Origin of the sequence: Hydrogenivirga caldilitoris (genome assembly GCF_003664005.1) — a bacterium.
In the GTDB taxonomy this organism is placed as follows: domain Bacteria; phylum Aquificota; class Aquificia; order Aquificales; family Aquificaceae; genus Hydrogenivirga; species Hydrogenivirga caldilitoris.
Genome location: NZ_RCCJ01000001.1, coordinates 18334 through 40450, shown reverse-complemented (window position 1 = coordinate 40450; position 22117 = coordinate 18334). Strand labels below are relative to the sequence as shown.

Sequence of the window (22117 nt, the reverse complement as noted above, 5' to 3'; positions counted from 1 at the left end):
ATTCTATCAGAGGAGTCTGTACTGAAGCTGTCTTTTATAAACCGCACCAACAAGCCCGAGGGCAAATAGGTTAGCCAGCATGTTACTCACACCGTAGCTTATAAAGGGAAGGGGAGTTCCCTTCGGTGGGATAAGGTTAACCGTCATCATGACGTTGACAACTACGGATATGGTTATGTTAAGCATAAACCCGTAAACCAACAACTTCCCAAAGGTATCGGCAACCTCGCTAGCTATACTGATTAACCTTTTAATCACAATTCCATAGAGCAGAAATACGAATATAAGCCCAGGGAGCCCCAGCTCCTCACCTATAACTGCAAGAACGTAGTCCGTGTCCGCCTGGGTCAGTGGTCCCAGCTTCTGAAACCCCTTTCCATACCCCTGTCCTAAAAGTCCCCCATTCATAAAGGCAAGTAACGATTGAATTACCTGATAACCTGCTCCAAAAGAATCCTCAGTGGGGTTTTGCCAGACACTAAACCTCTTGTGGACGTAATCCCCCCCAAAGTAGAGCATGAAAGCCCCGAAAAAGGTGAAGAGTGCCCCAACAGGCATGTATATCTTGGGCGAAGTTCCACCTATCCACATCACTCCCCAAGCCAAGAGGAGTATAAATAGAGCCATTCCCTTATCGGGTTGTAGGAACAGAAGAACAGAATGAACCACCACAATCAAGACAGCCCAGCCAAAGAACCTGAGTCTGTCTATGGCACCTTTGCGTGCAACGTAGTAGGCTATGAAGACCACGATTATAACCTTTGAAAACTCTGACGGCTGAATACTGGTCCCTATCAACCACCTTTCCACGGATTTTCCCAAAAGAAGCTTTTTTAACAGGACAAGCAAGAGAAAGAACAGAGACAAGCTCACCAGAAAGTAAACCATACGCTGGTTGTTCAGCTTTTTATAGTCCAGTGCGTAAGACACAAAAGACATGAGGAAGAGTCCCAAAAGTAAAGATATCAGAAAGAACAACGGCTTTCTAAAATGTTGGATTTCCAAGCTGTAAAGGAGGTCAGGCATCACCCTGACACTCAGTATCGCAAGGAAACCTATGAGGGACAGGAGTATCACTGCAAAAAGGAGAACTGGGTCCGGGTAAAACCTCCTTAAGCGCTCCATATCAGAGGTATTCTTTCTCTATTTCCGCTATCAGTTCAACCCGCTTTGCGTGTCTTCCACCTTCAAAGGGTGTTTCAAGCCACGTTTCAACTATGGCAAGGGCGAGGTCTTCACCTACAACCCGGTCACCGAGACATAGAACGTTTGCATCGTTGTGGAGCCTGCTCATTCTCGCCATATACTCGTTCATACACAGGGCAGCCCTTATACCTTTAAACTTATTGGCTGTTATAGACATACCTATGCCCGTACCACACACGAGTATACCCCTGTCTGCCTTGCCGTTCTGTACAGCAAGAGACACCTCCTTTGCAAAGAGGGGATAGTGGGTGGATTCAACTGAGGTAGTTCCAAAATCCACAACCTCGTGTCCTTTCTCTAAGAGGAACTCCTTTATCTTCTCCTTGAGGGGGAAACCCGCATGGTCTGAACCCAGAGCTATCCTCATCCTTTCAACACCTCTCTCAATAACTGATTCACAAGCTTGGGGTTAGCCTTCCCTTTGGTAGACTTCATTACCTGTCCCACGAAGAAACCTATGAGCTTGTCCTCACCTTGTCTGTACCTCTGAGCTTCCTCTGGAAACTGCTTCACAACCTCCTCAACTATTTGTCTTATAGAGGACTCATCGGTAATCTGCTTCAAACCCTTCTCCTCCACTATTTGAGAAGCTCTTTTACCTGAATCAACCATATCCCTTATTACCTCTTTCCCTATCTTGGTGGAGATCACATTATCCTTTATAAGCTTGACGAGTTCCGCCAGACCCTCCGGCGATACTGGGGAGTTTTCAAGGGGTATCTGTTTCTCGTTAAGGAGTCCAAGCAGGTCGTTAAGTAACCAGTTGGCTATAAGCTTAGGCTCCTGAAGATGGGAGACCGCCTCCTCAAAGAAGTCTCCCAGCTCCTTGTTCTGGACAAATATCTTCGCCTCATACTCGCTTATACCATACTGAGATAGGAGTCTCTCTAACCTCTGATGGGGAAGTTCAGGCATCGTGTTCCTTATTTCCTCTATCCAGCTCTCTTCAAGTTTAAGGGGCAAAAGGTCTGGGTCGGGAAAGTAGCGGTAATCCTCAGCTTCCTCTTTTGTTCGCATGGTGAAGGTTTTTCCCGTTGAAGGGTCAAAGGTTCTGGTTTCCTGCTCAACCCTACCACCTTCGGAAACAAGCTTTATCTGACGCTCTATCTCATATTCAAGAGCCTTCTGGACAAACCTGAAAGAATTGACGTTCTTTATCTCTGTCCTTGTTCCAAGCTCCTTTGAACCTTTTGGTCTTATGGAGACATTTATATCACAACGAAGCTGTCCCTTTTCCATGTCCGCTTTGGAAACCCCCACATAGCGCATTATGTTCCTGAGGTTTTCCAAGAAGACCCTGGCTTCTTCAGGAGTACTCAGGTCCGGCTCCGTAACTATCTCCATAAGGGGTGTCCCAGCCCTGTTAAGGTCAACGTAACTCTTTGAGCCTTCATGTATGCTCTTACCGGCATCTTCCTCCATGTGTAGCCTTCTTATCCTAACCCTCTTTTTACTCCCGTCCGGGAGTTCAAACTCAAGGTATCCATCGGTAGCTATAGGTCTTTCATACTGAGATATTTGATAACCCTTTGGGAGGTCAGGGTAAAAGTAGTTCTTCCGTGCAAAGATAGACTCCAAGTGAACCTCACAGTTCAAAGCTAAGGAAGCCCTAACCGCATATTCAACCGCCCTTTTGTTCAGAACGGGGAGAGCCCCGGGCATACCCAGGCACACCGGGCATACGTTGGTGTTAGGTTCCGCTCCAAATTCAACCTTACAACCGCAGAAGAGCTTGGTCTGAGTGTCCATCTGGACGTGTATCTCAAGACCGATAACCGCTTCATATTCCATAGGAATGATTATAACTTTTCAGGAGTGTCAGACTACCCGATAAGCTTTTCAAGCTCTCTTATGGCTTCCTCAAGCGTTTTTGCGGCAAGCTCTGGGTCTATATTGATAAGCTCATAGTTCTCACCCAAGCGGGTATATAAGTCAACAGCCTTATGTAAAACATCCTCTCTACCCTTTGAAAGGGCAATCAGTCTCTCAGCAACCTTTCTGACCTTATAATTGAGCTCCCTAAGGGCTTCAACTTCCAAAGAGGTTGAGCTGAGAATTGACAGCTGAAAGTAAGCCTCTCTTATAACTTCCTGAGTAGGGACCATGATACCACCTCCCTTATGCCTATCTTCCCCCTTTCCAAAATTTTAAAATAAATAAACTTATAAATGTGGAGGTTTTAGCTAAGGTTTCCTCTCCTGCAAAGATAAACTTAGGTTTGTGGATTTTGGGTAAGAGGTCCGACGGGTATCACGACATACTTACCCTTTACCACGCTATTGACCTCTGTGACGAGGTGAGGATAGAGGAGGGACCCTTTAGGGTTGAGACCAGCACAGGAATCCCTATGGAAGAAAACCTCGTTTACAGAGCCCTTGCAGAGTTTGAGAGGAGGGTGGGAAGAGAGATTGAGCTGTCGGTTTTTATAAACAAGAATATACCTGAAGGCGCAGGGCTGGGTGGTGGAAGTTCAAACGTTGCCACCGTTTTAAAAGAGGTTAACAGGTTAATGGGAGAGCTTCTCGGTGAAGATGAGCTGATGGAGATAGCAGGTATCATTTCTTCAGACGCGCCTTTCTTCTTCAGGGGCGGAACCCAGATAGGAAGGGGAAGGGGAGAGATACTTGAGGAGATAGAACCGATAGAGCTTGACGTAACCCTTCTCATACCTTCGGTCAAAGCCTCAACCAGAAAGGTTTACTCTTTGGTCAGGGAAGAGGACCTGACCCCACAGATGAGCCCGGAGAAGCTGGTCTCATTAATTAGGGAGGGGAGGTACGAACTCCTTGAAAACAAACTGGGAGAGATAGCCTGCAGCCTATATCCCGAGATAGGTGAGGCTGTTCGCTTTGTGGAACACCTTGGTTTTAAAGCCCTTGTCAGCGGTAGCGGTTCTGCTGTATTCTATATAGGTAAACCTACCCCTGAGTTAGAGACTGGTGCCAGGCTCAGGGGGTGGAAGGTGGTAAAAGCTAAGAGCTGGCTTGGGGTGTAGCTCAACTGGCAGAGCACCGGACTTTGGATCCGGGGGTTCCTGGTTCGAATCCAGGCACCCCAGCCATATAAAACCTATGAATAGACCTTTGAAGATACTTACAGGGACAGCGAACAGAGCCATAGTTGAGGAGGCTGCCCAGTACCTCGGTGTGCCTATCTCCAACATGCTTGTCACCAAGTTCAGCGATGGTGAGGTAAGGGTTCAGATAAACGAGTCAATAAGGGGGGCAGATGTTTACGTCTTCCAGTCTCTCTCCAGCCCAGCAAATCAGCATATAATGGAACTACTCCTGATAATTGACGCTCTAAAACGCTCATCAGCAGGAAGGATAACGGCGGTTATACCTTACTTCGCCTATGCCCGTCAGGATAGACAGGACAAGCCAAGGACTCCCGTAAGTGCAAGACTCCTTGCAGACCTCATAACTGTGGCTGGAGCCAACAGGGTTGTGACCATAGACCTCCACTCCCCTCAGATACAGGGTTTCTTTGACATTCCCGTTGACCATCTGTCGGCACTCCCTGTTCTCTATGAGTACATCAAGAAGAACCTTATCCTTGAGAATCCGGTAGTTGTATCACCGGATGCGGGCGGAGTTGAAAGGGCAAGGCTGCTTGCCAATAGGCTTGGGTGTGGCATAGCGATAATATACAAGAGGAGACCTGAACCCAACAAGGCGGAAGTCCTGGATGTGGTTGGGGAAATTGATGGGAAGGAAGCGATAATAATAGATGACCTAATAGATACCGCCGGAACTATGGTCGCAGCTGCAAACATGCTAATAAACAGGGGGGCAAAGAGGGTTTTGGCTTGCGCAACCCACGGGGTTCTTTCGGGTCCGGCGGTTGAAAGGCTGACAAACTCCCCCATAGAGCAGGTGATAATAACGAACACAATCCCGATAGGGGACAAGCTGTTTGACAAGCTCAGGATAGTTTCAGTAGCACCGCTTTTGGGAGAAGCCATAAAGAGGATACACGAAGAGGAGTCTGTAAGCTCCCTATTTATTTAAAACTCAATCTCTGAATACTCTTTAATTGCCTCGGTATGCAGCTGAAGCAACTTCTCCGGAGTTAGCCCCTTCTCCTTATAAGGGGAAAGGAGCTCCTCAAGGTTAGCAAGATTCCCTTTCTGAACCTTCTCAACAAGGGTGAGAAGACCGCCCAGCTTACCCTTTCTGCTCACAAGGGCTTCCCGAATATCCTCTTCAAGGGATAGATGTTCTACAACCTCCTCCATAGGAACGCTCAGAAGAACATCCACAAGAGAAAGAATCCCAACTATAAAAGCCTTTCCTGGAGTTTCCTTATCTGGGAAAAGGAAGTCCGCCAGTTTTTCCATAAAGAAACCCCTTATGGAAGCCTCTTCAAACAGGGGATCTGAGGTGAAGTCTTCGCTCCTTACCGAGTACATCAGAAGGAGTATCCACTTAAGGAGGTTCTGGTAGCCCAGCATCAAGACAGCATGTCTTATAGACTTCACGGGTTGCCTCAGGGAGTAATAGGCGGAGTTTATAAGCTGAAGGAGCTTCACAGACAACTCTGAAAACTTTTTAAAAACTCTCTCTATGTCCTTTACGTCTCTCTCCTCGGCAACCATGTTGTAGAGCTGGACGAGAGCAGCGTACGCCGGTTCAACAGTTTTAGAAACCACAATCTTGGGCTTCTGAAAGAAGAAACCCTGAAAATAATGGAAGCCCATCTCAAGATAGGTTTTGAAGAGCTCGTAGGTTTCCACCTTCTCAGCCACAAGTTTGACCCCGTATTTTTCTAACCTTGGGAGAATCTCCCTCACCTCCTCCTCGCTCTGTTCCAGAACATCTATCTTGACGTAGTCAACAAGTTCAAGATATGGGATAAACTCCTCCGAGTATACAAAGTCATCCAAGGAGAGCTCATAGCCCAACTCCTTGAGCCTCTTTAAGGTGTTCAGAAAATCGGTACTTAAGATTGCACTCTCAAGGACCTCAAAGCCAATCCTGTCTGGAGGAAGCAGCTCAGCCACGTTAAGGATTTCGCTCGTCTCATCTATGTTTATAAAACCTTTCTTATCCCTTATTATCTTTCCGAGGTTGTAGGAGCTCATCACGGACTCAATCACCCTGGCGGTGCACCTCACCCCGTCATTCTCTCCAAACTCAGCTTTGTTCTTAAAACCGGACCTGAATAGGAGCTCGTAAGCAAATATCTTTCCCTCTCTGTCAAGGATAGGCTGTCTTGCCACGTATATCTTTACCATAGACTACTCCTATTATATTACCAAGTGTGATATAATTCTCAACTCCGCATGTAATTTAGGAGGAATTCTATGAGAAGGGTTAAGGTAAAACTTACGGAAAGGGTGCCTGGTAAGAAGAGTGAAACAAAGAGAATGATAAAAGAGGGTTTCATACCGGTAGAGATTTACGGGAAGGACGTGGAGAACGTCCACGCCTGGATAGGGGTAAAAGACTTCCTTTCCCTACCCCACGGTGAGGCTTTTCTGATGGAAGCTGAAATAAACGGAGATAAAAGGGTTTGCATTCTCAAAGAGGTCCAATTCGGGTGGCTCGGGGACAACCCTATTCACGTTGACCTTTACGATATCGCGAACGTTAAAGAGATAGAAGTTGAAGTTCCCATTGAGTTCGTGGGAACCCCTGCGGGCGTTGAGTTTGGAGGCATCTTTGAAGCCCTGATGCACTCTCTCACTGTAAAGGCAAGACCTGCAAACCTACCAGATAAGATATCCATAGACGTTAGCGGTTTGGGAATAGGTGATGTCATTCACGTAAGGGACATTCAGCCTCCGGAAGGGTGTGAAATCCTTGACAACCCTGAAGAGACCGTTGCGGTCGTGGCTGAGCCCGAAATTGAACAGGTGGTAACGGAAGAGACGGAAGAGGAAACGGAAGAACAAGCCTCTGAATGATAAAACTTGTAGTTGGTCTGGGTAACCCCGGAAAGGAGTACGAAAACACCCGACATAACGTCGGGTTCATGGTCATAGACGAGCTTGCCAGCAGACTAAAATTGAAAAACTACACCGAAGAGGGGCTGTCTCACCTTTACAGGGCAAGGATAGGTGGAAGGGAAGTTCTTCTGGCTAAACCCCAAACTTACATGAACAACTCTGGATTAGCCGTTATCAACCTTCTTGAGGATTACAACATAAGACCGGCAGAGATGCTGGTTATATATGATGACCTTGACCTTCCCCTGGGCATGACTAGGCTTCGCCTTGAAGGGAGTTCCGGAGGACACAAGGGGGTTGAGTCCATAATAAAGAATATAAAGACGGAGAAGTTCCCCCGCTTGAAGATAGGTATAGGAAGACCAAAAACCAAGGGAGATGTGGTCAAGTATGTACTCTCTCCTTTCTCAAAAGAGGAGCAGGAGTTGGCTCGTGCCGTGATAAAGAAGGCAGCTGAGTGTGTACTTAGGAGTGTAGAACTCTCACCAGAAGACGCCATGGAGTTCTGTAACAGAAGAGACCTCCTTATATGACCTCAACAGACAGGATTCCCCCAGCTTTTGATAGTTCTTTGAGTTTCAGACTAAGCTCTTCAGGCTCATAGGGAACTTCATAATAAACTTCCACCAACCCCTCTCTCCTCTCTATCTTGAAGACATTTCCCTCCTCAAGGACCTTACTCAGCTCCTCAAAAACACCTGAAAGCTCCTGCGCAACAACCTTAACCGTCTTGCTCTTCTTTGAAAGGAACTCCTTCTCAAACTTGCTCATAAGACTTAGCACAATCAGAAGGACGAGAGTTGAGAACACGGACAGGGAGTACATACCTGCCCCCACAGCCAGACCTATACCTGCGGTAGTCCACAAGCTTGCAGCGGTAGTTAATCCCTTAACAGATACGCCCATTCGTAAGATAGCACCCGCTCCCAAGAAGCCTATTCCACTTACCACTTGAGAGGCTATCCTTGATGGGTCAACGTTTACCCCCGTCCCGTAAACAGTGGGTATGTATATGGACACTATACTCAACAAAGATGAGCCCAATGCCAGGACAGCATGGGTTCTAAAGCCCGCCGGCTGCTTCCTCCTTTCCCTTTCAAGACCTATTATAGACCCCAGGAACATGGCAAGCAGTATCCTCAAAAGCCCCTCCCATATAGGGAAGGGATAGCTTTCAAGAAGAAAGTTCAGCTCCTGTAACATCTCTCCGAATAGTAGGCGAGGTCAAGAAGTTTGGAAAGGGTGCCCTTCATCTGCCTCCTGGAAACCACCATATCTACCATACCTTTATCAAGGAGAAACTCAGAACGCTGAAAGCCCTCCGGAAGTTTCTGCTTTATGGTCTGCTCAATCACCCTGGGTCCGGCAAACCCTATCAGAGCTTTTGGCTCCGCTATTATTATGTCTCCCAGAAAGGCAAAGCTTGCCGCAACACCTCCGGTTGTAGGGTTTGCAAGCACGGTTATATAGGGAATTCCCTTCTCCTTCAGCATCCCAACCCCTAAGGTAGTTTTCGCCATCTGCATCAGAGAGAGTATACCCTCCTGCATCCTGGCACCGCCAGAACAGGTTACCGCGATCAGGGGTATACCTTCTCTTAGAGAAAGTTCACAGGCTCTGAAAAACCTCTCTCCAACAACGGAACCCATACTTCCCCCTATGAAGCCAAAATCCATTGAGGCTAAGACCACTTTCTTCCCTTCCATGTATCCTTTCACAACAACAAGAGCCTCGGTAAGACCCGTCTGCTCCTGAGCCTTCTTAAGTCTTTCCCTGTAGGGCTTAGTATCTTTAAACTTTAAAGGGTCCGCAGGCAGAACATCTTCAAACAGTCTCTCGGCACCCGTATCGTCAAGGAGAAATTCAGCCCTCTCAGGAGCAGAAAGGGGGAAATGGTAATCACACTTTGGACAAACCTTATAATTCCTCTTAAGGTCCGGAACGTATAGGAGTGTCTTGCATTCAGGACATTTCGTCCATAGGTTCTCTTCTTCCCTCTTTTTCTTGAAGAGCTTATCAAATATCCCCATGTTTCAAAAGAGAAGTATAAACTAAATATAACTGAATGCTTCAGGTCAGAGTGAAACCGGGAATTGAGGACAGGGTAAGGGGTTTCTTTCCCTGGATATACAGACCGGAGATAGCGTCTTACTCAAGGAAGCCCAAAAAGGGAGAGCTGGTAGTAGTTAGGGATTTTGGAGGTAAATTCCTCGGCTACGGTTATATAAACCCCGAGGTAAACATAGCGGTTAGGATACTCTCCTTTGATAAGGAGGAGCCTATAAACAAAGAGCTTATAAAGAAACGGATAAAGGAAGCCTATAATTACAGGAAAAGGCTTTACACAAACAGCAACGCCTTCAGGCTCATACACTCGGAGGGAGACCTCTTGCCTGGGCTCATAGTGGACGTCTATGGAGAGTATACAGTAATTGAGTTCACCACTTACGGCATGAACAAGTTCAGGGACACGGTTATTGAGTCCCTGGTTGAGCTTCTTAGACCAAAAGGTATATACGAGAAGGAAAACCTAACGGCAAAGAAAGTGGAAGGTGTCAATGCTAAGGAGGGCACAGTTTACGGGAACGTGCCTGAGGAGATAACCATATGGGAACACGACCTGAAGTACGTGATAAACATACCCCAGGGACAGAAGACAGGCTTTTTCCTTGACCAGAGAAACTCAAGGAGGTTCGTCCGAAGCCTCGTTGAACCAGGAGACAGGTGTCTTGACGTATTCTGTCATACAGGAGGGTTTGCCCTTAACATGAAGAAAATGGGGGCTGGAGAGGTCATAGCGGTTGACATATCAGGGCTCGCCCTTGAGGTTGGGAGGAAGAACGAGGAGTTAAACGGTCTCTCCGGAATAGAGTGGGTTGAAGCGAACGCCTTTGATTTTATGAGGGAACTGGTCTCCAAAGGAGAGAAGTTTGACCTGGTGGTGATAGACCCACCCTCCTTTGCCAAGAACAGACATGCGGTTCCCAACGCCCTCAGGGGTTATAAAGAGCTATGCGTTAGAGGACTCAAACTGGTTAAACCAGGAGGCTATCTTGCGATATTTTCCTGCTCCTTCCATATAACAGAGCAACATCTCCTTGAAGTTCTTACACAAGCATCCTACGATGTAAGAAGGCAGGTCAGGGTGATAGCAAAAACCTTCCAAGACAAAGACCACCCCTGGATACTCCAAATGCCAAACACCCTATATCTTAAAGGAGTGTGGGTTGAGGTGGTGTGATAAGTTGTATCTTATAAACCCTATAAGGAACTCTTATGGAGCTTTAAGTAAAAATGCTATCAATACTTTAGGCTCAGGATTATCCTTTTAGATAAAGCGTGCCCACAGGAGGCGGCATGATGGAGATAGGAGGAAGTTTTTACGAAAGGAAGTATTACAGCACATGTTACATGTGTGCTTGTAGATGTGGGATAGAGGTCTACGTTAGGAACAACAAGGTCACTTACATAAAGGGAAATGATGACCACCCTCTGAATAAAGGGGTTTTATGTGCCAAAGGCTCTTCCGGGATAATGAAGGAATACTCCCCCGCAAGGCTTAGAAAACCCTTACTGAGAACTGGACCAAGGGGCTCAGGTCAGTTTAAGGAGATAGAGTGGGAAGAGGCTATAGAGATAGCTGCAAAGTGGATAGATGAAGCACGAAAGAAAAACCCTGCAAGAGTAGCCTTCTTTACTGGAAGGGACCAAATGCAGGCTATCAACGGATGGTTTGCCCAGCAGCTGGGAACCATAAACTGGGCAGCTCATGGAGGCTTTTGTTCCGTGAACGTTGCCGCCGCCGGACTGCTTTCAACAGGCTACTCCTTCTGGGAGTTTGGAGACCCTGACTTTGAAAACACCAAGTACTTCATGATGATAGGTGTTGCAGAAGACCACGCCTCCAATCCCTTCAAGCTCGGAATACAGGAAATGAAGAGGAAGGGCGGAAAGCTTGTGTTTGTGAACCCCGTAAGGTGGTCTTACGGTGCTATAGCGGATGAGTGGGTTCCGGTAAAGCCTGGAACTGACGGAGCTTTCATAATGGGCATTATGCACGTGCTTTTCAAATACAACCTCATAGATTGGACTTTCCTAAAGGAGCAAACCAACGCCCCATGGCTTGTTATACAGGCACCCGGAACCTCTAAAGATGGGCTCTTTTACAGGAACGAGGAAGGCAAGCCCATGGTCTACGACAAGAAGTCCAAGTCCTTCCAGCCAGCGGACAGAATAGTTCCTGATGGGCTTGAACCAGCCTTCATAGGTGTGTTTGAAACTCCGGAAGGGTTCAAGGTAAGACCGGCTTTTGATATCTTTGCGGAGAGACTTGTTAAGGAATACTCCCCTGAAAGGGTTGAGAAGATAACGGGGATACCCGCAAAAGACATAGAGAGAATTGCAAAGGAGATGGGTGTTATAGCCCTCTATGAGCCTATTGAGCTACCTATAGAATGGACAGACGCGTGGGGGAGAAAGCATAAGACAATGAGAGGTAGACCCGTCTCCTTCCACATAATGAGAGGTATAGCTTCTCATTCCAACGGATTCCAAACAGCAAGGGCGGTCTTCGTATTAAAGATGCTGCTTGGCTGTGTTGACGTCCCCGGTGGACACCTGGCAAAGCCACCTTACCCGAAACACATAGAAGACCTGCCTAAACCTGTTAAGATAAGGTCCCTGAAGGACCTAAAATACGGAGAAACCTTGAAGGGTCCTCACCTGGGATTACCCCAAAACCCCGATGACCTGCTGGTAGATGAAAACGGTAAACCTCTTAGAATAGACAGAGCTTACAGCTGGGAGTTCCCAGTAGCAGCTCATGGGTGCATTCAGAACGTCATCCCTGCAGCGTACCAGAGAGACCCTTATGAAATAGATGTACTGATAATCTACATGGCAAACATGGCATGGAACTCTTCCCAAAACATACCCTACATAATCCAAGCCCTTACGGCAAAGGATGCTGCGGGGAACTACATAATCCCCCGGATAATAACGATAGACGCTTTCTACAGCGAACAGGTGGCTTACTCAGACCTGGTTCTGCCCGATGCCACATATCTGGAGCAGTGGTTTGCCCTTTCTCTGCTTGACAGACCACCCTCCGTAGCCTTCGGACCGGTTGACGCACTCAGACAACCAATAGTTGACCCTAAAAAGGAAGGGCTTGATGTCAAACCTTGGGGAGACGTAATGGTAGAGCTCGGAACAAAGCTCAAGCTCCCCGGTTTCGTGAATGAGGATGGAACACCAAAGTACAAGGACTTTAAAGACTTCCTTATAAACTGGCAACCCAGACCCGGCATAGGAGCTCTGGCAGGATGGAGAGGTAAGAACGGAGACAAGCACTTTGTGGGAGAACCAAACCCTAAGCAGCTTGAGATGTATACAAAGAACAAGGGCTTTTTCTACTACAGGCTTCCCGAACATATGAGATACTTCAGGCACATAAATAAGGACTACCTTGAGTGGGCGAAGAGTGTTGGTTTTATAAAGAAGACGGACCCAATAATAATGAACTTCTATGTGGAATCCCTTCAAACCTTCAGACTGGCAGGATTAGGTTTGTGGGAAGGAGAAAACCAGCCTCCAAACGACCCTGTTATAAGAGAACGACTGGTCAAGTACTTTGACCCCCTACCCTTCTGGTACCCGCCCTTTGAAGAGGAAGTAAGTGGTAATGACTACCCCCTCTATGCCTTTACCGCAAGACCTCAGTGGATGTATCACTCCTGGGATTCTCAGAACGTCTGGCTCAGACAGATTTCAACCAGGAACTTCCTGTACATGAACCCGAAGACAGCCCAAAAGTTGGGCATAAAACACCTTGACTGGGTTTGGGTTGAGTCAAGGGTCGGAAGGGTCAAGTGTCAGGTTTTTCTGACCGAAGCAACAGAGCCAAATTCGGTATGGACATGGAACGCCATAGGAAAGATGCAGGGCACTTGGGGACTCAAACCCGAAGCTGAGGAGGGACATGAAGGTTTCCTCCTAAACCACGTCATACCCCATAGCATAAAGATAGGCGGCAGAGAACTCTTCTACGGAGACCCCGTGACAGGACACTTGGCGTGGTTTGATACAAAGGTAAAGGTATACAGGGCAGAAGACCAAACGCCCGAAACCTACCCAGAATTCAGGGTAGAGCCCCTGCCCTATATAAAGGAGCGCTGGGTTGACCTGCTCAGGTACAAGCCTTAAGGAGGTACTGTGATGGCACAGTTCGCATTAGTCATAGATTTGAACACTTGTGTTGGGTGTCATGCTTGCGCTACAAACTGCAAGGAGTGGAACACCCAAGCAGCTTTTGGTCCCCTATCTGACTTTGACCCTTACGGAGCCCATCCCGAAGGGGTATGGTACAACAGGATAATGACATATGAGATGGGTGAGTTTCCAAATACCCAGGTGTTTCATCTCCCCAAGTCATGTCTTCACTGCCAGGATGCACCCTGTGTTCCCGTCTGTCCAACAGGAGCCTCCTACAAGCGCGAGCAGGACGGCATAGTCCTCGTGAACTATGATGATTGCATAGGGTGTAAACTATGCTCCTGGAGTTGTCCCTACGGGTGCAGGGAATACGATGAAGCGGACAAGGTCATGAAGAAGTGTACCCTGTGCATAGACAGGATTTACGATGAATCCCTCCCCCCTGAGCACAGGAAACCTGCCTGCGTCCTTACCTGTCCTGCAAGGGCAAGGTTCTTTGGGGATATAGAGGACCCAGAAAGTGAGGTGTACAAGGTTATTGAAGAGAGAAACGGATTTGTTCTCTTCCCGGATATGGGAACCAATCCCGGAAACCATTACTTACCGAGGATTGAAACCAAGATAAACATTGAAGAGTTTGAGAAGCATATTTTAAAGCCTGATAACCCTCTCTTCTTAGAGGTTATGAAGAGACATCATGTTTCCAATAAAGGGCATGTGCCTGAAGAAAAACAGGTGGAGGAGGTTGTATAATGCATCCCCCTATGTCACTGATATTCTTCTTCCTAACGGCAGGGACGTCTATAGGTCTTTTTATATTCATGTATGCAATTGAGTTCCTGAAACTCTTTGGAAAGGGACAGGGACTCCCCCAGGAAGTTATCCTTAAGTTGGGGGTGCTTGAACTTATCCTAATAGGACTGGGAGCCTTCGGGGCTTCTTTTCACTTAGGACACAAACTCAGAGCCTGGAAAGCCATAAAGAGATTCAGGACTTCCTGGTTATCAAGGGAGGCTGTTTTCAGCGGTGCCTACGGTTTTACACTCTTGGTGTACCTGGTTCTAAATCAAGTTGGAGCCAATCCCTTCTTTGAGCACCTCTTTGGAATTCTCACCTTCGTGCTCGGTATCCTGAGTGGCTTTTCTACAGCGATGATATACGCTTCCAACAAGTTTGTTCTTGAGTGGAACAGCTCTATAACCGTAATCTACTACCTCTTGATGTACCTTATGCTCGGCTCTACGTTGATGGCTTACTTCTCCTACCTGTATAACCTTCCCTATCTCGGAGTTTTCATATTCTTATCCTTTCTATTCATAGCACTTGCCTTTGGCTTTAGACTTGCCTTCAACATACGCCAGTTCTATTTGAAGCGCCCAACCCTAAACGAAGCCTTAAACCTACCCCACAACAGACCTATGAGGGTTATAGACACAGGGTCCACAACCGACAACTACTGCACCGAGGAATTCTTTTACAGAAGGGGTAAGGAGATGCTTTCAACGGTTATACCCCTGGCATACCTTATCACCTTCCTTGTGCCCCTATTCCTGGTACTATATGCCTGGATAACAGGAACCGCAAACCACTGGATCTTTGGGCTAACATACCTCTTCGTACTCTTTGGAAGCGCCCTTGAGAGGTGGAGCTTCTTCGTTGAGGGTAACCATGTTCAGAACCTCTTCTACGGGCTATACCCAGAACAGGGCTACACCCTCAGAAAGGGCTTTATGGAGAGGAAGGAAACGAAGATATCCCTCTACGGATAAAAGGCTTTCGTCTTCAGGAGAAGCTCCTTCCACTCCCTGTCCGGGTCCGAGTCCCAGACTATTCCACATCCCGCAAAGTAGCTGAGTTCTGAACCACCGCCGAAGGCGGTCCTTATGAGAACACTCAAAGTAAAGTCTCCGTCGGCTTCCACGAACCCCGCGGCACCGCAGTAGTAACCCCTGGGGTGGGGTTCAAGCTCGTCTATCACCTGAACCGCCCTGTGCTTTGGTGCTCCAGTTACAGAGGCGGGTGGGAAAGTTTCCCTAATTATCCGTGGAAAGTTTTCCCCGGTTTCTCCCTCAACGGTTGAGTGCATCTGGCAGAGGGTCTCATACTCCTCAACCTTGAAGAGCTCCGCAACCCTGACGCTCCCCGTTCTAGCGACCCTGCCTATATCGTTCCTAACCATGTCCGTAATCATGAGGTTCTCAGCCCTCTCCTTCTCGCTGGCAAGTATGGTGTCCGGGCTCTTGCCCGTCCCCTTGATGGGCTTGCTACATATTATCTTGCCCCTCTTCTCCAAGAACAGCTCCATTGAGCCGGACATAACAAAGAGGTCGTCAAGCTCAAGGAGGAAGCCATAGGGAACAGGTTGCCTCTCCCAGAACTGAAGGAAAAGGTCTGAAGGTTTCCCCTGAAGACTGAAGTCTATCTTAGTGGAGAGGTTTATCTGATAGACGTCCCCTCTCTCTATATACCCCTTTACTTTATCAACGCGTTCCTTGAACTCCAACTCCGATAGGGACATTCCTATGGGTTCAAGATGTACAGCCTTTGGCTCAGCTTCAAACCTCATAGGCTGGGAAAGCTTCAGGGCAACTATCTTTGGAAGAGGAGTTTCTTTTAGGTTCAGCTCAAGAAATCTACCACCAAGCTCATAGGACAGTATAACAAAACCATCAAAGTCTTTAAGCTCTTCAACACTCTGAGGATAAATGACCTCCTTTACCTCACAAGAGTAAAGTCCTTCCTCTCCGAACCAGCCCCCCGATAACACCAGCCTCACAAAGATATAATCTTAGCCTTAAGGAGGGTAGAGAGATGAGAATGTTCAACCCCGAATGTATCAGAGACTTATCGCAAGTTATAGAAGATAAGGTAAAGGGTGTAAAGGAGATTGAAGTTATAAAGTTAAATGAAACAGAGTATATAAGTCAGTTTCTCGTATTCATAAGGACTGCAGAGCTTCCTCATTATCACGCTGCGCACGACCTCACCTTCGTGGTCGTGAGGGGTCACGGAGAGCTCTACCTTGATGGGAAGAGAGAGAAGCTGAGTGAGGGAGATACAGCCTTCATACCGAGGGGAAAGGTTCACTTTTATACAAACACTTCGGTTGTTTCTGTTCTACTGGCAACTTTCAGTCCCAGCTACGATGGGAAGGATAGCGTAAAGGTAGAGTTATGAATATAACCAGTCTAACTTTAATTTTTTCAAGTAGAAACTCACATCTAACGGCTGGTGAAGTTCTTTAAGCTGCTCTGCAACAAAAACTATTTTCCCAAAACCATGCTTAATAAAACGTGTGAGTCGTGTAACACCTTCCATAAAACCAATGTTCTCGTCTTCATAACGGAACTGGTCTATAAACTTATCCGCCTTAAGTATACCTTTGGGCATACGTCCTTTGAAGTTCACCGACGGCGATACCAGCACGTAAAACTTATACTCAGAAGGCAACATATCGTATAGTTTTATATCCTTCAATATTCTCTGAAGATTTATAGTCTGTCTCTCAGCCTGCTTTATCGGGTCTTGTATTCCAACAAATCCCTTTGCCGTCTTTATGCTGAATGCCTTATTTTTCCAGTCATAATACAAGCTGGAAGAAAAATATTTACTTTCAAATACAATGACTTCCGTTCTAAATATAAGCAAATGGTCTATTTGAACAGTTATGCCATTAATATCTAACCTGATATCATGGAGCACAGCAACCTTTTCCGAATCTTTGTAATAAGTATTTATATAGTAAGCAGCCTCTTTTTCATTCTTCCAACCTTGTTGCAGTTTGTAAAGCTCAAACTTTATCTGGTCTTTCTTCTTAGGATATATCTTTGGGTTTTTAAGTAATTTTTTTAGCTCGTTTATTATGGGGGTCTTATCATCTACCTCTTTAATTACCATCTGCCTATATAATTATATGCCTACTCATTTCTTAAGGAGGTGTCCGAATGGCTTTTGAGCTCGCCCAGAGATTGAAGGTTCTGCCCCCATACCTGTTCGCAGAGCTTGACAGAAGGAAGCAGGAAAAACTCGCCCAGGGTGTTGACGTGATAGACCTCGGAGTGGGAGACCCAGATCTCCCCACACCAGAGCCCATAGTGGAAGCCCTCTGCAGAGCTGCTAAGAAACCTGAAAATCATAGATACCCTTCCTACGTTGGCATGAAAGCTTACAGAGAAGCTGTTGCTCAGTGGTACAAGAGAAGATTTGACATAAATCTTGACCCTAACAGGGAAGTGACAGCACTCATAGGTTCAAAGGAGGGGATAGCACACTTTCCCCTTGCCTTCGTCCAGGAAGGGGATGTAGTCCTATGTCCAGACCCAGCCTATCCCGTTTACAAGATAGGAACCATATTTGCCGGAGGAAAACCCTATACCATGCCCCTTAAAGAGGAAAATGATTTCCTGCCAGACATAGGCTCAATACCCCAAGAGATAGTAGATAAGGCAAAGATAATCTGGGTTAATTATCCCAACAACCCTACCTCAGCAGATGCAACGGAAGACTTCTACAGAGACCTTGTTAGGTGGGCTAAAAAGCACAACATAATAGTTGCCTCTGATAACGCTTATTCAGAGATATACATGGGAGACAGAAGACCAATATCCATACTCCAGATAGAAGGGGCAAAGGAAGTCGCTATAGAGTTCCACTCACTTTCCAAAACCTACAACATGACAGGGTGGAGGATAGGTATGGCCGTTGGAAACGAAGAGCTTGTAAAGGCTCTGGGTAAAGTGAAGACGAACGTGGATTCTGGTCAGTTCAACGCAGTTCAGGAGGCTGGCATTACAGCCTTGAGTTTACCCGAAGACGAACTTGACAAGTTAAGGGCTGTGTACAGGGAAAGAAGAGAAGTGATGACTGCAGCCCTTAAAAGTCTCGGTCTTGAACCCTTAGAGTCTGACGTTACCTTCTACGTATGGACTAAAGTCCCCAAAGGGTACACCTCCGCTGAGTTTGTAGGAAGATTGATAGATGAAGCTGGTATAGTTTGTACACCCGGTAACGGCTTTGGAGAGGCAGGAGAAGGATTCTTCAGGATATCACTTACTGTTCCGACAGAAAGACTTGTTGAAGCGGCTAAGAGGATAGAAAATTTAAAGTTATGAAGGCTGAGGAGATAAGTCTCCTTGATATCAGCATCAGTATACCTACGGTCCCTTATGACATAGGTTTAAAGGAGCTAAAGGGTATATTTGAAGAGCTAAAGATATACAAGTACCTTACCGTTCTGAAAGAGAATACGCCAATAGGACTCGTTTACAGGGATGCGGTTGATAGGTATTCAAACGAGAGGCTTACCGCCGGAGATATAGCCATCATATGTACAAAGCTCAGAAACACTTCACTAAGGAAGGAAAACCTAACCGATTTGTTTGATATGCTTCCTATAGACAGAGAACCGGTGATAGTGGTAGACAAGAGGGGAACATACCTGGGCGTTCTCACTTACGACACCCTTCTTCACTATATAACCCATCACAAGGAATACATACTTCCTATAATGCAGAGGGTTCATTCAAGCATAGGCAGGAAAGAGTACCTATGCATCTTCGGGTTGAAAAACCTTGATAAGTTCAAGGAAGTTTTTGATACCCAAAAGTTAGAGAGCGTGAAGAAGATGTTCCTTGAGGACATAAAGGAGTTATTTGAAGGTGAGATAACGGGTATTCTTGAGAAAGGCGAGTTCTGGATACTTTCCAGCAACCTACCCCAAAAGGAAAGCATAAAAGAGCTGTTTAAGGAGTTCCACAAAGAGTATACCCTCCTCTTTGGAGAGTTCCAGCATGTCCACATTTACGGCTTCTGTCTTGACATGTCAGTTGTTGATTCCGAGGAAAAACTATACAATCTACAGGAAGAGCTCAGAAACAGAACTGCAAAGATTGAGGGTTCTGTGTTCATAATATACGGCTTGCAACCAACACTTATACTTCACGACCCCACAAAACAGAAATTGATAACCAATATAAAGAAGAGGATCCTTGAAGACTTCAAAGAGGTTGTTGAGCGTGTCAGGATAACCCCTAAGGATACGTGGGAGCATGTTCTCTACGATATGTTTGAAAAGTATCCATACTTTGAACTCTTTTACATTATGAGCGACAAGGGACTCCAAATTACCAACAACATAGTAAACCCAAAGGTTGATTACTTTGTAGCACAGGGTAAGAAGGGAACGGATCGGTCTGAGAAACCTTACTTTAAAGAGGCCATCGCTGGGGGCACTTTCATATCCGACGTTTACCTATCAAAGGCTACCGACGACTTCTGTATAACAGTATCCGAGAGCTTCACTTACGAAGGAAAAACCTATGTGCTTGCAGGGGATATAAACTTCCGCCAGATACACAAGCTTGTAAAGAGTCTCAAGGAAACAACAGTATGAAAAAAGCTAAGCTTGTAGGGAGTCTCAGGTATAAAAACCTGCGATACACGAATAACCATCCCCTCCGAATTCCCCGTGTATCCCTACTCATAGAGTTCCTTAAGGCTTTGAACCTTCTGGAAGAAGAATGTATGGTTGAAAGCAGAGAGGCAACCATAGAGGAGCTTCTACTGTTCCACGACAGGGAGTACATAGAAACACTTATTGAGGCGGACAGGTGCCAGTGTGTCCCAGAAGGCGCGAGAGAGAAGTTTAACATAGGAAACTATGAAAACCCAGTTTCCCCAGCCATGTTCAGAGGTTCCTCCTTAGCAACCGGTTCTTCCATTCAGGCTGCAGAACTATTCCTGAAAGGCTTTTCAGCCTTCAACCCCGCCGGAGGAATGCACCATGCTTTAAAGAGTAAGGCTCACGGTTTTTGCTTCATAAACGACCCAGTTATAACCATTGAATTCCTGAGGAAAAAGGGCATTAAAAACGTCCTTTACATAGACCTTGATGCCCACCACTGTGATGGCGTTCAAGAAGCCTACTATAACAACAATGAAGTTTTCGTACTGTCTCTGCACCAATCCCCAGAGTATTCTTTTCCCTTTGTAAAGGGTTCCCTTGAGGAAAGAGGTGAAGGAAAAGGGAAGGGGTATAACCTGAACGTCCCACTCCCAAAGGGAGTCAATGATACCGAGTATCTCTTTGTGCTGGAAAAGATCCTCACCTATGTAAAGGACTTGTTTACCCCAGAGGTTTACCTGTTGCAGCTGGGCACCGATCCTCTCCTTGAAGACCCTCTGTCAAAGTTTGAGCTTTCAAACGTAGGGTTCCTTGAAGCCTTCAGGCTTGTAAGGGAGGCTTTTGGAGAGGGTGTATACCTCGGAGGGGGTGGATATCATCCCATCGCCCTTGCCCGCTGCTGGACCCTGATATGGTGCGAGATATCCGGGAGAGAAGCACCCAGAGAGCTTAATGCCCTGGGCAAGGAGATTCTCAGTTCCGTTGACTGGGAAGAGTTTGACGATGATGTTGACAGGAGCTACATGTACGAGTACCTAATTGATAAGCCAAGAGAGGGAGCGATAAGAAAAGAGATAAAAGAGCTCGTCTTAAAGATTAAGGAGCTGGTCTATTCCTGACACGGGCTGTTCTCCTGTAGCTTCAGACTCCTTATCCCAAAACTAAGGTCTAGGGGACGTATATCGTAAATCCTCTCCTCAATCGGGTACGGAAAGAAGCGAAGATTTGCCTCCCTCTCTCTGAATTTTTTCTCCCCCACAAAACTCTTACACAGATGACGGACATCTCCCAAAAGAACATCGTTATCAAGGCTTAGAGAGTAGGTGTAGCCTGCAAAAACGTGGCCGTCAAGGTAACGTACCGAGTCAACATCGTCTCCACCAACGGCGAAGGCTTCTCTGAGATTGAGTTCTCCATCAAGGAAGATCAGCAGCCCGTCCGAAGTTCCCCCCTCATAAGTATCGCCCATGAGTATTACTGTGTCCCTATCCGCGGAGAAAACTCGGCCGTAATCAAACTCACCCCCATCGTACAGCTTGTAAATGCCACTCTCAGGAAGCAGTATCAGTACATCGCTGTCTGGGGTCGTCTCAGACCTTCCAACTGCCAAAGGTTTACCTCTGAAAAGCCCTATATACCTGAGGTAGTCCTTCCCTCCGCCACCAAAAAGCTTTGAAGACAGGAGCTTACCCTCTGAGGAAATCTCAAGTATGAAAGCGTCCCAGTTACCTCTGTAATTGCTCCTTCCCACCACGTAGTACTTACGTCCATACTCAGCCACGCCGTAGGCGTACTCCTCATATCCTGTACCCAACCTTTTTGCCCAGAGTAGGTTTAAATCTTTGTCCAGCTTAACCACAAGTATGTCCCAGTCAGAGCCCTGCACACCACCGACAAGCACATATCCATCACTAACCTGTTTTATAAACCAGAGCATATCGTTTCCCTCACCACCAAAGGATAGAACCTCCTCTATCCCCTCCTCTCCGAAGAGGACTAAAACCAGGTCCATGTTCCCGCGGGCGAGAGAAGTGATCCCTCCGAGGCACAACCTCCCATGAGTTTCAACGGTATAACTGTAATCGTCGGATTTGGAGCTCAGGAGATAGGTCCTGCACCTGTCCCTGCAGAAGCCAAGGAGGGCGTCGTATCCGTTCTCCTCCGAGCTCCTCCTGCCTACGAAACACAGACCATCACCTGCAACCTTTATTCCGAAGGCAGCTTCGTTAAATTCGGAGGACAGCACCTTCACTCCAGAAAAGGCAAGGGAAAACAGTAGCAAGAGAACAGCAATCATATAACCATGTTAGCAGCATAGAAATTTACATATAAAGCCTTAAAATAAA

General features: G+C 46.7%; 22 protein-coding genes and 1 tRNA gene. 13 read left to right on the top strand and 10 right to left on the bottom strand.

Features of this window, described 5'->3' with window-relative positions:
* Positions 1-6 precede the first annotated feature (6 nt).
* Genes BCF55_RS00250 through BCF55_RS00235 form a run of 4 tightly spaced genes read right to left on the bottom strand, consistent with a single transcriptional unit; the run spans position 7 to position 3311 of the window.
* A complete protein-coding gene (locus BCF55_RS00250) occupies positions 7-1125 on the bottom strand; it encodes an FtsW/RodA/SpoVE family cell cycle protein (RefSeq protein WP_121008639.1) in 1119 nt (372 codons plus the stop codon).
* A 1-nt stretch (position 1126) separates the two neighbouring features.
* Positions 1127-1573, bottom strand: a complete 447-nt coding sequence (gene rpiB / locus BCF55_RS00245) for a ribose 5-phosphate isomerase B (RefSeq protein ID WP_121008637.1) — start codon at positions 1571-1573, stop codon at positions 1127-1129.
* Entirely contained in the window at positions 1570-2997 is a 1428-nt protein-coding gene (gene gatB, locus BCF55_RS00240) for an Asp-tRNA(Asn)/Glu-tRNA(Gln) amidotransferase subunit GatB (protein WP_170144708.1), read from the bottom strand. The genes rpiB and gatB overlap by 4 nt, the downstream gene beginning before the upstream one ends.
* Positions 2998-3029: 32 nt before the next feature.
* Positions 3030-3311 carry a hypothetical protein gene (locus BCF55_RS00235; protein WP_121008633.1) on the bottom strand — a complete coding sequence of 94 codons (282 nt, stop codon included), beginning with the start codon at positions 3309-3311 and terminating at the stop codon, positions 3030-3032.
* Between the two features lie 65 nt (positions 3312-3376).
* Here BCF55_RS00235 and ispE point away from each other — a divergent pair, with 65 nt between their 5' ends.
* The 3 genes from ispE (at position 3377) to BCF55_RS00220 (ending at position 5216) form a co-directional block, all read left to right on the top strand.
* Positions 3377-4201 carry a 4-(cytidine 5'-diphospho)-2-C-methyl-D-erythritol kinase gene (ispE, locus tag BCF55_RS00230; RefSeq protein ID WP_121008631.1) on the top strand — a complete coding sequence of 275 codons (825 nt, stop codon included), beginning with the start codon at positions 3377-3379 and terminating at the stop codon, positions 4199-4201.
* Positions 4192-4267 (top strand) — tRNA-Gln (locus tag BCF55_RS00225). The genes ispE and BCF55_RS00225 overlap by 10 nt, the downstream gene beginning before the upstream one ends.
* 10 nt (positions 4268-4277) lie before the next feature.
* Positions 4278-5216, top strand: a complete 939-nt coding sequence (locus tag BCF55_RS00220; protein WP_121008629.1) for a ribose-phosphate diphosphokinase — start codon at positions 4278-4280, stop codon at positions 5214-5216.
* On the opposite strand, the gene BCF55_RS00215 is transcribed toward BCF55_RS00220, so the two are convergent.
* The gene (locus BCF55_RS00215; RefSeq protein ID WP_121008627.1) at positions 5213-6442 is read right to left on the bottom strand and encodes an EAL and HDOD domain-containing protein; all 1230 of its coding nucleotides are present in this window, start codon (positions 6440-6442) and stop codon (positions 5213-5215) included. The two genes, BCF55_RS00220 and BCF55_RS00215, sit on opposite strands and share 4 nt — an antisense overlap.
* A gap of 69 nt (positions 6443-6511) precedes the next feature.
* Here BCF55_RS00215 and BCF55_RS00210 point away from each other — a divergent pair, with 69 nt between their 5' ends.
* Both BCF55_RS00210 and pth read left to right on the top strand, forming a co-directional pair.
* Positions 6512-7114, top strand: a complete 603-nt coding sequence (locus tag BCF55_RS00210; RefSeq protein WP_121008625.1) for a 50S ribosomal protein L25/general stress protein Ctc — start codon at positions 6512-6514, stop codon at positions 7112-7114.
* Complete coding sequence (gene pth / locus BCF55_RS00205; RefSeq protein WP_121008623.1) at positions 7111-7689, top strand: aminoacyl-tRNA hydrolase; 579 nt, start codon at positions 7111-7113, stop codon at positions 7687-7689. The genes BCF55_RS00210 and pth overlap by 4 nt, the downstream gene beginning before the upstream one ends.
* Here pth and BCF55_RS00200 read toward each other — a convergent pair.
* A complete protein-coding gene (locus tag BCF55_RS00200) occupies positions 7682-8359 on the bottom strand; it encodes an MgtC/SapB family protein (protein WP_121008621.1) in 678 nt (225 codons plus the stop codon). The genes pth and BCF55_RS00200 overlap by 8 nt on opposite strands.
* Positions 8344-9186 (bottom strand): acetyl-CoA carboxylase, carboxyltransferase subunit beta, encoded by an 843-nt coding sequence (accD, locus tag BCF55_RS00195; RefSeq protein WP_121008619.1) that lies wholly within the window; start codon positions 9184-9186, stop codon positions 8344-8346. The genes BCF55_RS00200 and accD overlap by 16 nt, the downstream gene beginning before the upstream one ends.
* A 35-nt stretch (positions 9187-9221) precedes the next feature.
* Here accD and BCF55_RS00190 point away from each other — a divergent pair, with 35 nt between their 5' ends.
* The 4 genes from BCF55_RS00190 (at position 9222) to sreC (ending at position 15138) form a co-directional block, all read left to right on the top strand.
* Positions 9222-10397: a class I SAM-dependent rRNA methyltransferase gene (locus BCF55_RS00190; RefSeq protein WP_121008617.1), complete on the top strand. Its 1176-nt coding sequence runs from the start codon at positions 9222-9224 to the stop codon at positions 10395-10397.
* A 119-nt stretch (positions 10398-10516) separates the two neighbouring features.
* Positions 10517-13360, top strand: coding sequence for a sulfur reductase subunit SreA (gene sreA, locus BCF55_RS00185; RefSeq protein ID WP_121008615.1), 2844 nt, complete (start codon positions 10517-10519; stop codon positions 13358-13360).
* A gap of 12 nt (positions 13361-13372) precedes the next feature.
* Positions 13373-14122: a sulfur reductase subunit SreB gene (gene sreB, locus BCF55_RS00180; RefSeq protein ID WP_121008613.1), complete on the top strand. Its 750-nt coding sequence runs from the start codon at positions 13373-13375 to the stop codon at positions 14120-14122.
* Positions 14122-15138: a sulfur reductase subunit SreC gene (gene sreC / locus BCF55_RS00175; RefSeq protein ID WP_121008611.1), complete on the top strand. Its 1017-nt coding sequence runs from the start codon at positions 14122-14124 to the stop codon at positions 15136-15138. Before sreB ends, sreC begins: the two co-directional genes overlap by 1 nt.
* Here the strand turns inward: sreC and BCF55_RS00170 are convergent.
* A complete protein-coding gene (locus BCF55_RS00170) occupies positions 15129-16145 on the bottom strand; it encodes a chorismate-binding protein (RefSeq protein ID WP_121008609.1) in 1017 nt (338 codons plus the stop codon). The genes sreC and BCF55_RS00170 overlap by 10 nt on opposite strands.
* A gap of 35 nt (positions 16146-16180) precedes the next feature.
* On the opposite strand from BCF55_RS00170, the gene BCF55_RS00165 reads away from it, so the two are divergent.
* Positions 16181-16546 (top strand): cupin domain-containing protein, encoded by a 366-nt coding sequence (locus BCF55_RS00165; RefSeq protein ID WP_121008607.1) that lies wholly within the window; start codon positions 16181-16183, stop codon positions 16544-16546.
* Here the strand turns inward: BCF55_RS00165 and BCF55_RS00160 are convergent.
* Positions 16541-17266, bottom strand: a complete 726-nt coding sequence (locus tag BCF55_RS00160; RefSeq protein WP_121008605.1) for a nuclease-related domain-containing protein — start codon at positions 17264-17266, stop codon at positions 16541-16543. The genes BCF55_RS00165 and BCF55_RS00160 overlap by 6 nt on opposite strands.
* 47 nt (positions 17267-17313) lie before the next feature.
* Here BCF55_RS00160 and BCF55_RS00155 point away from each other — a divergent pair, with 47 nt between their 5' ends.
* From BCF55_RS00155 to BCF55_RS00145, 3 genes are read left to right on the top strand one after another with little or no spacing between them, the layout of a single operon-like run.
* Positions 17314-18480 carry an LL-diaminopimelate aminotransferase gene (locus BCF55_RS00155; RefSeq protein WP_121008603.1) on the top strand — a complete coding sequence of 389 codons (1167 nt, stop codon included), beginning with the start codon at positions 17314-17316 and terminating at the stop codon, positions 18478-18480.
* Positions 18477-19760, top strand: a complete 1284-nt coding sequence (locus BCF55_RS00150; protein WP_121008601.1) for a PDC sensor domain-containing protein — start codon at positions 18477-18479, stop codon at positions 19758-19760. Before BCF55_RS00155 ends, BCF55_RS00150 begins: the two co-directional genes overlap by 4 nt.
* A complete protein-coding gene (locus tag BCF55_RS00145) occupies positions 19757-20890 on the top strand; it encodes an acetoin utilization protein AcuC (RefSeq protein WP_121008599.1) in 1134 nt (377 codons plus the stop codon). The genes BCF55_RS00150 and BCF55_RS00145 overlap by 4 nt, the downstream gene beginning before the upstream one ends.
* Here the strand turns inward: BCF55_RS00145 and BCF55_RS00140 are convergent.
* The gene (locus tag BCF55_RS00140) at positions 20881-22068 is read right to left on the bottom strand and encodes a hypothetical protein (RefSeq protein ID WP_121008597.1); all 1188 of its coding nucleotides are present in this window, start codon (positions 22066-22068) and stop codon (positions 20881-20883) included. The genes BCF55_RS00145 and BCF55_RS00140 overlap by 10 nt on opposite strands.
* Positions 22069-22117: the final 49 nt, after the last annotated feature.